The 12,240-nt window shown below is 70.5% G+C and carries 11 protein-coding genes and 1 tRNA gene; 9 read left to right on the top strand and 3 right to left on the bottom strand.

The features are described from left to right. Positions 1-88, bottom strand: an 88-nt coding sequence (locus ACIBZJ_RS38630; RefSeq protein ID WP_395938599.1) for an Hsp70 family protein, incomplete at its 3' end; no start/stop codon positions are given. A 287-nt stretch (positions 89-375) separates the two neighbouring features. On the opposite strand from ACIBZJ_RS38630, the gene ACIBZJ_RS38625 reads away from it, so the two are divergent. The 5 genes from ACIBZJ_RS38625 to ACIBZJ_RS38605 all read left to right on the top strand — a co-directional run bounded on the left by ACIBZJ_RS38625 (position 376) and on the right by ACIBZJ_RS38605 (position 7,794). Next, positions 376-2,331 (top strand): protein kinase, encoded by a 1,956-nt coding sequence (locus ACIBZJ_RS38625; protein ID WP_395938589.1) that lies wholly within the window; start codon positions 376-378, stop codon positions 2,329-2,331. Positions 2,332-2,392: 61 nt separating this feature from the next. After that, on the top strand, positions 2,393-2,689 hold the full coding sequence (locus ACIBZJ_RS38620) for a DUF4235 domain-containing protein (RefSeq protein WP_395938588.1): 297 nt from the start codon (positions 2,393-2,395) through the stop codon (positions 2,687-2,689). A 118-nt stretch (positions 2,690-2,807) separates the two neighbouring features. Next, positions 2,808-5,144: a (Fe-S)-binding protein gene (locus ACIBZJ_RS38615; protein ID WP_395938587.1), complete on the top strand. Its 2,337-nt coding sequence runs from the start codon at positions 2,808-2,810 to the stop codon at positions 5,142-5,144. Between the two features lie 158 nt (positions 5,145-5,302). After that, positions 5,303-6,769, top strand: coding sequence for a hemolysin family protein (locus ACIBZJ_RS38610; protein WP_395938598.1), 1,467 nt, complete (start codon positions 5,303-5,305; stop codon positions 6,767-6,769). Continuing rightward, the gene (locus ACIBZJ_RS38605) at positions 6,766-7,794 is read left to right on the top strand and encodes a hemolysin family protein (RefSeq protein ID WP_395938586.1); all 1,029 of its coding nucleotides are present in this window, start codon (positions 6,766-6,768) and stop codon (positions 7,792-7,794) included. Before ACIBZJ_RS38610 ends, ACIBZJ_RS38605 begins: the two co-directional genes overlap by 4 nt. A 243-nt stretch (positions 7,795-8,037) precedes the next feature. Here the strand turns inward: ACIBZJ_RS38605 and dcd are convergent, their stop codons facing one another. Beyond that, entirely contained in the window at positions 8,038-8,619 is a 582-nt protein-coding gene (gene dcd / locus ACIBZJ_RS38600) for a dCTP deaminase (RefSeq protein ID WP_395938585.1), read from the bottom strand. Positions 8,620-8,696: 77 nt separating this feature from the next. Here dcd and ACIBZJ_RS38595 point away from each other — a divergent pair. The 4 genes from ACIBZJ_RS38595 to ACIBZJ_RS38580 all read left to right on the top strand — a co-directional run bounded on the left by ACIBZJ_RS38595 (position 8,697) and on the right by ACIBZJ_RS38580 (position 11,652). After that, a tRNA-Gly gene (locus ACIBZJ_RS38595) sits at positions 8,697-8,767 on the top strand. Positions 8,768-9,648: 881 nt separating this feature from the next. Continuing rightward, positions 9,649-10,395: a metallophosphoesterase gene (locus tag ACIBZJ_RS38590; RefSeq protein WP_395938584.1), complete on the top strand. Its 747-nt coding sequence runs from the start codon at positions 9,649-9,651 to the stop codon at positions 10,393-10,395. A 25-nt stretch (positions 10,396-10,420) separates the two neighbouring features. Then, positions 10,421-11,269 (top strand): HipA family kinase, encoded by an 849-nt coding sequence (locus ACIBZJ_RS38585; RefSeq protein ID WP_395938583.1) that lies wholly within the window; start codon positions 10,421-10,423, stop codon positions 11,267-11,269. Next, positions 11,266-11,652, top strand: coding sequence for a DUF3037 domain-containing protein (locus ACIBZJ_RS38580; protein WP_395938582.1), 387 nt, complete (start codon positions 11,266-11,268; stop codon positions 11,650-11,652). The genes ACIBZJ_RS38585 and ACIBZJ_RS38580 overlap by 4 nt, the downstream gene beginning before the upstream one ends. Here the strand turns inward: ACIBZJ_RS38580 and ACIBZJ_RS38575 are convergent. After that, entirely contained in the window at positions 11,623-12,153 is a 531-nt protein-coding gene (locus ACIBZJ_RS38575) for a hypothetical protein (protein WP_395938581.1), read from the bottom strand. The genes ACIBZJ_RS38580 and ACIBZJ_RS38575 overlap by 30 nt on opposite strands. Between the last annotated feature and the right edge of the window lie 87 nt (positions 12,154-12,240).

Genomic DNA, 12,240 nt, shown 5'->3' with positions numbered 1-12,240 from the left:
CGTTGGCGATGACCGTCGGCTCGCCACCCTCGAGGACGCTGACGACCGAGTTGGTGGTACCGAGGTCGATGCCGACCGCTCGTGCCATGGATCCCTCCTCCTAGGGGGGTTGCGGAGAACCCTCTCCGCAGAGTTTGTCTCGTTCGAGGGTTGTTCTACTGCTCGCTGTTCGGGCTCACCGAACTTGAGTCAACCTCGCGCAAGTTTTCTGATCAGCCCAACGATAGCCCCTTGAGGCTTGTTCCCAATCCGCGGCCCCGAATTTCGGACACCAGCACACAAGCGGGCCGATCCTGGTTTACCCCGCCGACTGCTCTGTCACCTCCCTGTCTTGTGGGTGACACGATCGCCGCACGACCCAATAGCCTCGGGGCCGTGACGGACGGGGCAAACGGTCAACTCGTGGGCGGGCGCTACCGCCTGGGCCCGCACCTGGGCTCCGGCGGCATGGGCACGGTCTGGCGCGCGACCGACGACCTGCTCCACCGCGACGTGGCGGTCAAGGAGGTGCCGATACCGCACGGCCTTCCGACCGACGAGGCCGAGCGGCTACGCGAGCGCTACCTGCGGGAAGCCCGGGCCGCGGCCCGGCTGCGGCACGCCGCCGTCGTCGGCGTCTACGACGTGCTGCCCGAGCCCGACCGGGTCTGGATCGTCATGGAGTTCGTCGAGGCCCGGAACCTGGCCGAGATCCTCCGCCAGGACGGCCCGATGTCACCCGAGCGCGCCGCCGTGCTCGGCCTGCAGGTCCTGGACGCGCTCGACCACGCCCACAAGGCCGGTGTCCTGCACCGGGACGTGAAACCGGCCAACGTGCTGGTGTGCACGGGTGATCACGAAGATCGCGCGGTGCTGACCGACTTCGGGGTCGCCTCGGTCTCCGGCGACGCGTCGCTGACCCGCACCGGGCACCTGGTCGGGTCACCCGCCTACCTGTCTCCGGAGCGATTGACCGGCGGCACCGTCGGCCCGCCGTCGGATCTCTGGTCGCTCGGCTGCACGCTGTTCGCCGCTGTCGAGGGCAGAGCGCCGTTCGCGCGCGACGAACACTTCGCGGTGATCACCGCGATCACGCTGGAGCCGGTGCCGCTCGCGCCCCGGGCCGGGAACCTCGGCCCGGTCGTCGCCGGCCTGCTCGACAAAGACCCCGAGCAGCGCTGGGACGCGGTCCGCACCCGGGCCGGCCTGCGGCGGGTCGCCGACGGCCTGCCGGTCGAGAATCTGTCGGCCACCTCGTGGGGTACGCCCCCGCAGACCGGTGACTTCTGGATGCCTGGCGATCCCGGTCCGGCCGCGGGCTCCGCGCCGGTCTCCGGCAGTGCCCCGGTGTCCGGCAACGCGCCCGTCTCGGGCAGCGCCTCCGTCTCCGGCAGCGCTCCCGTGTCCGGGAGCGCGCCGGTCTTCGGTGGTACCGGTCCGGTGAACGGGACTCCTCAGGACTACCGCGTGGACGCCGGGTCGCCCGGCGACTGGAGCCAGAGCAGGCCGAACTGGAGCCACGCCCCGGTCGTGCCGGATCTCTCCGGACCCCGGCCCGCCCCTCCGCACTTCGGCAACTCGTCTCCAGGAGTGGACCTGTCGTCACGGCAGCTCACCGGCGGCGCGGCTCGCCCGACGTCCACACCACCGTTGGCACCGGCACCACCCACCGGCCGGTCCGGAGGCAGCCGGGTCGGTCTCTGGCTGCTCGCCGCGCTCGTGGTGGTGTTGCTGGCCGGCGCAGCCGGAGTGGTGGCGCGCAAGAACGGCTGGCTGGACCTGTCCGGCGGGGGCACCCCGACCGGGAGTCAGACTCCGACGTCCGGGCCGTCCTCGCCGGGCCCGAGCGAGCCGACCGGCAAGGCGTTCGACGGGAACCTGTACTCGCTGCGGTACCCGGCCACCTGGAACCAGTTCTGCGTGACCGACCCGGCCGAGATCGAGAAGCAGGAGCACAGCGGCTGCTACTTCGACCAACTCGCCGCCGACGAGCACACCGACGACAACACAGACCTTCGGCGCAGCCCGTACGTCCTGGTGATCGTCGGCGACGCCAAGGGCAGGTCGCCGCTCGAGCAGCTACAGGGCGAGGAGGAGTTCGCCCGGGAGAAAGGCGCGTTCCCGCAGTACCAGCGGGTCTCGCTGGAGGAGCACACCTACGGCGGGCACCGGGGCGCGGTGCTGGAGTTCACCCACATGGGCGCGGTGGTCACGCAGCCGCACCGGGTCCGGATCTTCCGCTTCAACGACGGCGACAAGTTCTACGAGATCTCGCTGCGTTCGCCGCAGGCCGGTTACGACGACTACTTATCCGGATTCGAGCAGATCGCGGGCTCGCTGACACCGAAATGATCCCGCTGCGTAGGGTTCGGCTCGAGCGGGCAGTAACGCTGAAATTCCTGGAGGAGGACCCGTGTCGCAGCAGACCGTCACCGACAAGCTGATCTGGAAGGTCGTGGGTGGCGGAGCCGTCGCCGCGGCCGCCTTCGTCGCGAAGAAGGCACTGGACGGTACGTGGCGTGGTGTGACCGGCAACCCGCCGCCGAACAACCCCGAAGACCCGGACGTCGCCTGGAAAGAAGCGATCGGGTTCGCGCTGCTCTCCGGTGCGGTGATCGGTCTGGCTCAGCTGCTGGCGGCCCGGAACGCGGCCAAGTACTGGCGCAAGCGCCGTGGAGCGCTCCCGCCCGGTCTGCGCGACGTGGGTTAGTTACGGCACAACGAGAGCGGCGTCACGTTACTGACGGGTACTGCTCGGCGTAGGGTGCCAGCACGCCCGTTGTGCGTTCAAAGAGGCGCGCGCAGATCCCGCAGGAGGATCGTCAGCAATGGACGCCGTGCAGATTGTTGCCGCCGTTATCGCCCTCGGGGTGGCCGTCGTCGGCCTCACCCTGTTCGTCCGCGCGATCGTTCAGATCGTCCGGACGATCAAGCTCGGTTCACCGGACCACACCCGGACGAACGACAAGGGCGAGCGCACGAAGACGATGCTCCGCGAGTTCGTCGGCCACACGAAGATGGTGAAGTGGCAAACCGTGGGCGTGGCCCACTGGTTCGTCGCCTTCGGCTTCATCCTTCTGGTCGCGACGCTGGCCAACGCGATCGGACAGCTGTTCTCCCCCGAGTTCGTGCTGCCGGTCATCGGCCACTGGTGGCCCTACGAGCTGGTCACCGAGTTCTTCTCGGTCGCCACGATCGTCGGCATCGCGGTGCTGATCGTGATCCGGCAGCGGGCCCATCCGCGGAACCCGGAGCGGAAGTCGCGGTTCGCCGGTTCGAACTTCTGGCAGGCGTACTTCGTCGAGTTCGTGATCATCGCGGTGCCGATCTGCATCCTGCTGATCCGTGGGTACGAGGCCGCTCTCACCGGTCACGACGACGGGTGGAGCATCCACTTCGCGTTCAGTTACCCGCTGGCGGCCGCGTTCTCCGGCCTGTCGCACAGCGCGCTGGAGACCGCGATCGTGCTCACCGCCGCGGTCAAGGTCATCGTCTCGTTCGCCTGGATGATCGTCCTGGGCCTGAACCCGACGATGGGCGTCGCCTGGCACCGGTTCAGCGCGTTCTTCAACATCTTCTTCAAGCGTCACGCCGACGGCTCCGTGTCGCTCGGCGCGCTCCGGCCGATGACCAGCGAGGGCAAGCCGCTGGACTTCGAGGAGGCCGACCCGGAGAAGGACGTCTTCGGCGTCAGCCAGGTCGAGCATTTCAGCTGGAAGGGCCTGCTCGACTTCACGACCTGCACCGAGTGCGGTCGTTGTCAGTCGCAGTGCCCGGCCTGGAACACCGCCAAGCCGCTCTCGCCGAAGCTGCTGATCACCGGTTTGCGTGACCACGCCTACGCCAAGGCGCCGTACCTCGCCGCCGGTGGCGGCAAGGACATGATGGGCGAGGAGAAGGCATCCGCCGAACAGCTGGCCGGGGTGCCGGCCGCGGCGCTGGCCGAGGCCGAACGTCCGCTGATCGGCGACCTGGACTCGCTGGGCGTCATCGACCCGGACGTGCTCTGGTCGTGCACCACGTGCGGTGCCTGCGTCGAGCAGTGCCCGGTCGACATCGAGCACGTCGACCACATCGTCGACATGCGCCGCTACCAGGTGATGATCGAGTCGAGTTTCCCGTCCGAAGCCGGCGTCATGCTCCGGAACATCGAGAACAAGGGCAACCCCTGGGGCGCGAACCCCAACGACCGCGAAGACTGGATGAAGAACCTCGGGTTCGACGTCCGGAAGGTCGAGCAGGGCGAGGCGCTGCCCGAAGACGTCGAGTACCTGTTCTGGGTCGGCTGCGCGGGCGCGCTGGAAGACCGGGCCAAGAAGGTCACGAAGGCCGTCGCGACGCTGCTGCACGAAGCTTCGGTGTCGTTCGCCGTGCTGGGCAACGGCGAGACGTGCACCGGTGACCCGGCGCGGCGGATCGGCAACGAGTTCGTGTTCCAGATGCAGGCGATGCAGAACGTCGAGGTGCTGAACGCGGCATTCGAGGAGCGCGTGGCGAAGGACAAGAAGATCGTCGCGACCTGCGCGCACTGCTTCAACACGCTCAAGAACGAATACCCGACGATCGGTGAGGACGGCGGGCATTACGAGGTCGTCCACCACACCGAGCTTCTCTCGACGCTCGTCCGCGACGGCAAACTCACGCCGGTGACGCCGCTGGAGCAGAACGTCACCTACCACGACCCGTGCTACCTGGGTCGGCACAACCGGGTGTTCTCGGCACCCCGCGAGGTGCTCGGGGCGGTCGTCGACGCGTCGCCGAATGCGACGCTCACGGAAATGCCGCGGTTCAAGGAACGCTCGTTCTGCTGCGGCGCAGGTGGCGCGCGGATGTGGATGGAAGAGCGGATCGGCAAGCGGATCAACGTCGAGAGGACCGAGGAGGCGCTGTCGACCGGCGCCGAGGTCGTCGCGATCGGCTGCCCGTTCTGCCTGACGATGCTGTCGGACGGTGTGACCGGCGCGAAGGCCGCCGGGACGGCGTCCGACGCGGTCGAGGTGATGGACGTCTCGCAGCTGCTGCTGAAGTCGATCCAGCCGGCGGCGGCCGCGGCGACGCCCGCGGCGACGCCGATCGGGAATCCGTCCTCGGCCGAGGAAATCGGCTCCGACGAACCGACGTCGCCGAATGGGACCGCAACCGCGGACAAGCCCGCCAACGGCTGATCCGTTCACTCACGGCGGCCACTCGGATACGGGTGGCCGCCTTCCTTATATGCGTTACATGTCGGACCGGTCCGGGGAGACATCGGGCCGTACCATTGGCACTCGTGAGACCCCGACATAGTTGCCTCGCGAAGAGGTGACCGGTCATTGACGTCCTAATACCCCTGATCGCGTTCGCCGTGCTGACCGCCGCGAACGCATTCTTCGTGGCAGCGGAATTCTCGCTGGTCACCGTAGATCGAGCCAGCATCGAGGAGCAGGCCGCGGCGGGTGACCGATCCGCGCGCCGCCTTTCGAACGCCCTGCACTCGCTGTCGTTCCAGCTCTCCGGTGCCCAGCTGGGCATCACGCTCAGCGCGCTGCTCACCGGTTATCTGGCCGAGCCGGCGATCGCGACCCTGGTACGGCCGATCATCCCCGGCAGCGACGACCTCGCGGACGGCGTCTCGGTGGCGATCGCGCTGATCCTGGCGACGCTGATCTCGATGCTGTTCGGCGAGCTGGTGCCGAAGAACGCCGCGCTGGCCCGCCCGCGCGGCCTCGCGCTCTGGACCGCCGGGCCGCTCCGGATCTTCTCGGTGGTGTTCCGGCCGATCATCGCGGTGCTCAACGGCACCGCGAACGTCGTCGTCCGGCGTCTGGGTATCGAGCCGCAGGAAGAGCTGGCCAGCGCCCGGTCGCCGGAGGAGCTCGGCCTACTGGCCGCGATCTCCGCGCGCGCCGGTGCGCTCCCGACCGAGACCGCGACGCTGCTCCAGCGCACGATCCGGTTCGGCGACAAGCGTGCGGCCGAGGCGATGACGCCGCGCGTGGACGTCGTCGGCCTGGAGGAGACCGCGACCGTCGCCGACCTGCTGACGCTCGCGACCGAGTCCGGCCACACCCGGTTCCCGATCTACATCGACACGCTCGACCAGGTCGTGGGCGTGATCGGCGTCATCGACGCGCTGGGCGTCCCGGTACAGCGTCGGAACGAGACCCTGGCGCGGTCGATCGCGCGGGATCCGGTGCTGGTCCCGGAGAGCCTCGACCTGGACGGTGTGCTGGCCGCGCTGCGGGACGCTCAGGCCGAGCTGGCCGTGGTCGTCGACGAGTACGGCGGCACCGACGGCATCGTCACGACCGAAGACCTGGTCGAGGAACTCGTCGGCGAGATCGACGACGAGTACGACCCGCCGACCTCGCTGGGCGCACCGCTGATCACCGCGCCGGACGCCGATCAGGCCCGGCTCGTCAACGGTCTGCTGCGTGAGGACGAGCTGGCCGAGGAGACCGGGTTCCGGCTGCCGGACGGCCCGTACGAGACGCTCGCCGGCTTCATGATGTCGCGGCTGGGCCACATCCCGGTCGAGGGCGAGCGGGTCGAGTACCACGGCTGGACGTTCATCGTGACGTCGGTCGAGCGTCACCGCATCGAGCAGGTGAAGGTGCGGCCGTCGGCGGAGTGGCTCGAGGAGCAGCGCGAGCGGGCCGCGGCCGCTTCGGAGAATGCGCAGAACGGCGCTCGCGCCGACGACGGTGGGCGGTCGAAGTCGGCCGGTGCGGCCGGTGGGGCCACGGAAGGCGCCGCAGTGAGAGAGAAGACGGGCTTGTCGTCGGTCGGGTCGCAAGGGAAGGCGCAGTGAACACGTTCGCGCTTGTCGTCACGCTCGTGCTGTTGCTCGGGAACGCGTTCTTCGTGGCCGGTGAGTTCGCGCTGATCGCCTCCCGGCGGACGCAGCTCGAACCGATGGCCGCGCTCGGCTCCCGCCGGGCCTCGGCCGCGCTGAAGGCGATGACCCAGATCCCGCTGATGATCGCCGGTGCGCAGCTGGGTATCACGATCTGCTCGCTGGGCCTGGGTGCGATCGCCGAGCCGACGCTCGCGCATCTGCTCGAGGGTCCGTTCGAGTCGATCGGGCTCTCCGAAGACCTGCTGCACCCGATCGCCTTCGTGCTGGCGCTGGCGGTCGTGGTCTTCCTGCACACCGTGCTGGGCGAGATGGTGCCGAAGAACATCGCGCTGGCCGGTCCGGAAAAGGCCGTGCTCTGGCTAGGTGCGCCGATGCTCTGGTTCGCGCAGGCGACGAAGCCGGTGCTGGTGGCGCTGAAGTGGGTGTCGCGGACGCTGCTCGGGGCGCTGGGCATCGAGTCGCAAGACTCGGTCAAGACTGTTTATACGGCGGACGAACTGGCCAGCCTGGTCGCCGAGTCACGCACCGAGGGCCTGCTCGACGCCGAGGACCACAAGCGGATCACCGGTGCCCTCTCGCTGGCCGAGAAGACCGCCGGGACGGTCGCGGTGCCGTGGCCGCAGGTGGACACCGTGAACCAGGAGATCAGCCCGGCCGCGCTGGAGGTTCTGGCGACCCGGGTGCGGCGCTCCCGGTTCCCGGTCGTCGACCGGTTCACGCTGGAGATCATCGGGTTCGTGCACGTCAAGGACGTGCTGGGGATGAGCGGCGCGGAGCGGCGGGCTCCGCTGCCCGCTTCCAAGATCCGGACGCTCAAAGCGGTACCGCCGTCGACCACGCTGGCCGATCTGCTGGTGCTGATGCGGCGCGAGCGGGTGCACTTCGTGCTGGTGACGGATGGGGTGGCTCCGGTGGGCGTGGTGACGCTGGACGACGTGCTGCACGCGGTCTTCGGCGAGGAAGCGACCGCGGCCTGAGTTGCTCAGGCCGGCCTGGGAGGTCGGTCGGGGCCGCGGGGCCGCGCCTGAGCGGTCGGGTCTGAGCGGCGCGGCCTGAACGGCGCGGCCTGAACGGCCCCGGGCTGAACGGCCGGGGCGCGACCGAGGCTGAGCGGCGGGGCCTGAACGGCCGGGCGGCGCTGTCGGGGCCTGAGCGGCGGGGCTGGGGCCGCGGGGCTGGGGCCGCGGGGCTGGGGCCGCGGGGCTGGGGCGCGCAGCGCCTTAGCGCTCGGTCGACCAGGTTCGGAAGTTCTTCCAGGAGCGGGACGGGGTCGGGCCGCGCTGGCCCTGGTAGCGGGAACCGAAGGCCGTCGAGCCGTACGGCTCGGTCGCCGGGCTCGACAGCCGGAACAGGCAGAGCTGGCCGATCTTCATGCCCGGCCACAGCGTGATCGGCAGGTTCGCCACGTTGCTGAGCTCCAGCGTGACGTGACCCGAGAACCCGGGGTCGATGAAGCCCGCCGTCGAGTGGGTGAGCAGGCCGAGCCGGCCCAGACTCGACTTGCCCTCGAGGCGGCCGGCCAGGTCGTCGGGGAGCGTCACGAGCTCGAACGTCGACCCGAGGACGAACTCGCCCGGGTGCAGCACGAACGGCGTCTTGTCGGGAGTCTCGACCAGCTCCGTGAGGTCGTCCTGCTGCTCGGACGGATCGATGTGCGTGTACTGCATGTTCCGGAAAACCCGGAACCAGCGGTCGAGCCGGACGTCGATGCTGGACGGCTGCACCAGCTCCGGTTCGTAGGGGTCGAGGCCCAGCCGGCCGGATTCGATCTCGGCCCGGAGGTCGCGGTCGGAGAGCAGCATGCGTTGCACCCTATCGAGCCGAGTTCTGCGGGGTGCTGCGCCACCGGCGCGCGAGAGACGCTAAAGTGAGCAGCGCTGCGGGTGTAGTTCAATGGCAGAACATCAGCTTCCCAAGCTGACAGTGCGAGTTCGATTCTCGTCACCCGCTCGTGGCGGGGCTCTGTGTCTGCGGAACGCGCAGACGGGGGCCCCTTCGCCATTCCGCCCCGGGGCCGAGCCCCGGACCCCACGGTGCGAGGGTGCTGTCGTGCGGCCGTCGCGGCGCCCCTGCCGATGGTCGGCCGCTGCGCATCTCGCTGGCGCATCGGACCCGTGCTCGGCTGCCGCCGTGCGGCCCGTTCGCGCCCTCCTCCGGCAGCGCCGTCGCGCATCTCCTCGGCGCCTTGGACCCGTGGCCGACTGCCGCCGCGCGGCCCGCTCGCGCCCTCCTCCGGCAGCGCCGTCGCGCATCTCCTCGGCGCATCGGACCCGTGGCCGACTGCCGCCGCGGTAGTCCGGCGCCCGGCCGCTTGCCGGGCCGCCGCTGGGCGGCCCCTCCTTGCGCGCCCGGCTCGTCGGCCGTTGCGACGTTCGGCCGCGCCTCACCGGCTGGCTGCCGCCACACCGCCGTCTTCCGCCCCCGCGCCGGCGACCGGCGCGGTAGTCCGGCCGTCCTGCACCCGCCTGGTGGCCGCGCGACCCTCCGGCGACCCGGACCGCCAGCCTGGCTGGCCCCGGCCACCAACCCAGCTGCCCAGCTGCGCCGAGCCGCCAGGCCAGGCCGCCTGCCCCACAACACCAGCCCAGCTGCGCCGCGCCGCCAGGCCAGGCCGCCTGCCCGGCTGCGCCCCCCGCGCGCCCGGCCGGTCGCCCCCTCCCGCAACCGGCCAGTCGCGCCGGGGCATCGGAGTTCGGACCCGGCCGGGACGCCCTCACCGCCCCGGCCGGGCTCAAGACGCACGGGTACCGGATGCCCGGAGTTCACGTTTCATGTGAAACGTCGACCTATTGGCCTTGGCCGGCCGAGCCGGGCCGTGCTTCGCTCGCCGCATGACCCTGATCGCGCACCTCAGCGACCTGCACCTCGACGGCGGTCCGCGAGCGGCCCGGCGGGCCGCCGCCGTGTTCGGCTACCTCGACCGTCTCCGACGCCCGGTCGACGCGATCCTGGTCACCGGTGACATCGCCGACCACGGCGACCCGGCCGAGTACGAGGAAGCCGCCAAACTCTTCGCCGGCCGCGACCGGTTACTGCACTGCCCCGGCAACCACGACCGTCGCCCCGCCTACCGTACGGTCCTGCTCGGCGACCCGACCGGCTCCGACGAGCCGATCAACCGCCTGCACCGCGTCGGCGGCACCGCGTTCCTGCTCTGCGACTCCTCGATCCCCGGCCGCAGCGAGGGCCTCCTGGCCGACGACACGCTCGCCTGGATCACCGCGACCCTCACCGACCTTCCGGACGGCGTCCCGGCCCTCGTCGCGTTCCACCACCCGCCGATCGCGGTGCACCAGCCCTATCTGGACGCCATAAAGCTCGGCGAGGAGCAGCGGCTGGCTGCCGCGCTGGCCGACTTCCCGCAGGTGAAGGCCGTCCTCACCGGCCACGCACACACCGCGGCGGCGTCCACGTTCGCGGGCCGGCCGCTGCTCATCGCGCCGGGGGTGGTCTCGACGTTGCTGCTGCCCTGGGAGAGCGACCAGGTCGTCGACCTCGACCTCCCGCCCGGGATCGCGTTCCACGTGCTGGACGACGACGGCCGCCTCACCACGCACTACCGCGTCGTAATTCCGTAGGCGGCGCGACCTAGTCTCAAGAACTGTGCTTCCCCATGTCACTGCCGTCCGATATGTGACGCCGCTCCGCGAGGGCGGCTCCCTGCCCGGGCTGATGGAGGCCGACGACCTCGGAACCTACGTGGTGAAGTTCGTCGGCGCCGGTCAGGGCCGCAAGACGCTGGTCGCCGAAGTCATCTGCGGCACGCTCGCCAAGACGCTCGGCCTGCCGGTTCCCGACCTGGTGACGGTCGAGGTCGATTCCGCGCTGGCCCCCGGGGAGCCCGACCAGGAAGTCCAGGACTTGCTGCGCGCCAGCGCCGGGCTGAACCTCGGGATGGACTACCTGCCCCGGGCCCTGGACTTCGACGCGATGGCGTTCGGCGTCGACGCCGGCCTGGCCGGTCGCGTGCTCTGGTTCGACGCCCTGGTCGGCAACGTCGACCGCTCGTGGCGGAACCCGAACATGCTCTACTGGCACGGCCATCTCTACCTGATCGACCACGGGGCCACGCTGACGTTCCACCACAACTGGCCCGCCGCCGCGAAGTCGGCCGACCGGCCCTACGACGCCTCCCAGCACGCGCTGGTCGCGTGCGCGCCGGCCGGTGGCGAACCGGCCGCCCTCGACGCCGCCGACACCGTGCTGGGCCCGCTGGTCACCGAGGACGCGCTGCGCGCCGCGGTCGCCGAGGTGCCGGACGTCTGGCTCGCCGACGAGCCCGGCTTCGATTCGCCCGCCGACGTCCGCGACGCCTACGTGAACCGGATCCAGGCCCGGCTGGACGCCCGCCCGGCCTGGCTGCCCCCGCTGCGCGAACAGGCCGCGACCGCCAGGGGCAGCCGCCGCAGCGTCGCCCCGAACCGTCCGGCCTGGCTCGAGGGCACCAAATGACGAGGCACGTCTTCGAGTACGCCGTGCTGAAAGTGATTCCCCGGGTCGAGCGGGGTGAGTCGATCAACGCCGGTGTGCTGCTCTACTGCCGTCCGCTGAGCTATCTCGGTTCCCGCGTCCACCTGGACGCCGACCGCCTGCGCGCGCTGGACCCGGCCGCCGACCTGCAGGCGATCGAACTGGCACTGCGGGCCGCTGCGGAGACGTGTTCGTCCGCGGCCACCGGACCGGCGGGCGAAGAGGAGATCGGGCGTCGGTTCCGCTGGCTCACCGCCCCCCGCAGCACGGTGATCCAGCCGGGGCCGGTCCACACCGGCCTGACCAACGATCCGGACGCCGACGCCGAGCGTCTCCTACGCGTACTGGTGCTGCCGGTCACGTGAAGGCCCGGCCGTCACCGCCCGGAGAAGCACGTGGCAGGTCGCGACGATCAGCGCGCCGTCGAGGTAGTGGCAGTACATGGCGCCCAGGTACGACGGGCCGCCCCAGGCGTTCGCGGTGAAGTTCGGGTCCGAGCCGGCGATCACCTGAGCGCCGATGCGCCAGGTCGTGTACGCCTCCACGAACAGGAGGAACGCGACGGCGAGGCAACGCAGGAGGCCGGCCGGGATCGCGACGGCGCGGAACGTGGCCGCGACCCGCTGACTGGTCGCGCGGGCCAGCGGCATCGTGATCACCCGCCAGCCGTAGGGGCTGCGCCGGGCGGCCAGCACGAACCAGACCGCGATCAACGCGGTGATCACCAGGTGCGGTATCCAGGCCTCGGTGCCGTCCACGTGGGCCTTGTCCGGATCGCGTCCGTACAGGGCGGCACCGCTGGCCACGCCGGCGGCGAGAAACAGGGCCGCGACGGTGACGGCAGGACGTGAGAGTGGAGGTGTCATGTCTCGAACTCTGGTGCCGGGCCGGGCGGCGGCGCGTCGCACCAGATAGTGATCCGCGCCGTCATTCTCCGGAGTGACGACCCCTAC

It is taken from the genome of Cryptosporangium sp. NPDC051539 (assembly GCF_044454545.1).
Classification (GTDB): domain Bacteria; phylum Actinomycetota; class Actinomycetes; order Mycobacteriales; family Cryptosporangiaceae; genus Cryptosporangium.
The sequence above is the reverse complement of the archived record's forward strand: the minus strand, read 5'-3'. Positions and strand labels throughout refer to the sequence as shown.

Coding starts and splice junctions, on each gene's coding strand:
- ACIBZJ_RS38575 (WP_395938581.1), bottom strand. CDS start 12,153: ATGACACCTCCACTCTCACGTCCTGCCGTCACCGTCGCGGCCCTGTTT.
- ACIBZJ_RS38615 (WP_395938587.1), top strand. CDS start 2,808: ATGGACGCCGTGCAGATTGTTGCCGCCGTTATCGCCCTCGGGGTGGCC.
- dcd (WP_395938585.1), bottom strand. CDS start 8,619: ATGCTGCTCTCCGACCGCGACCTCCGGGCCGAGATCGAATCCGGCCGG.
- ACIBZJ_RS38580 (WP_395938582.1), top strand. CDS start 11,266: ATGACGAGGCACGTCTTCGAGTACGCCGTGCTGAAAGTGATTCCCCGG.
- ACIBZJ_RS38590 (WP_395938584.1), top strand. CDS start 9,649: ATGACCCTGATCGCGCACCTCAGCGACCTGCACCTCGACGGCGGTCCG.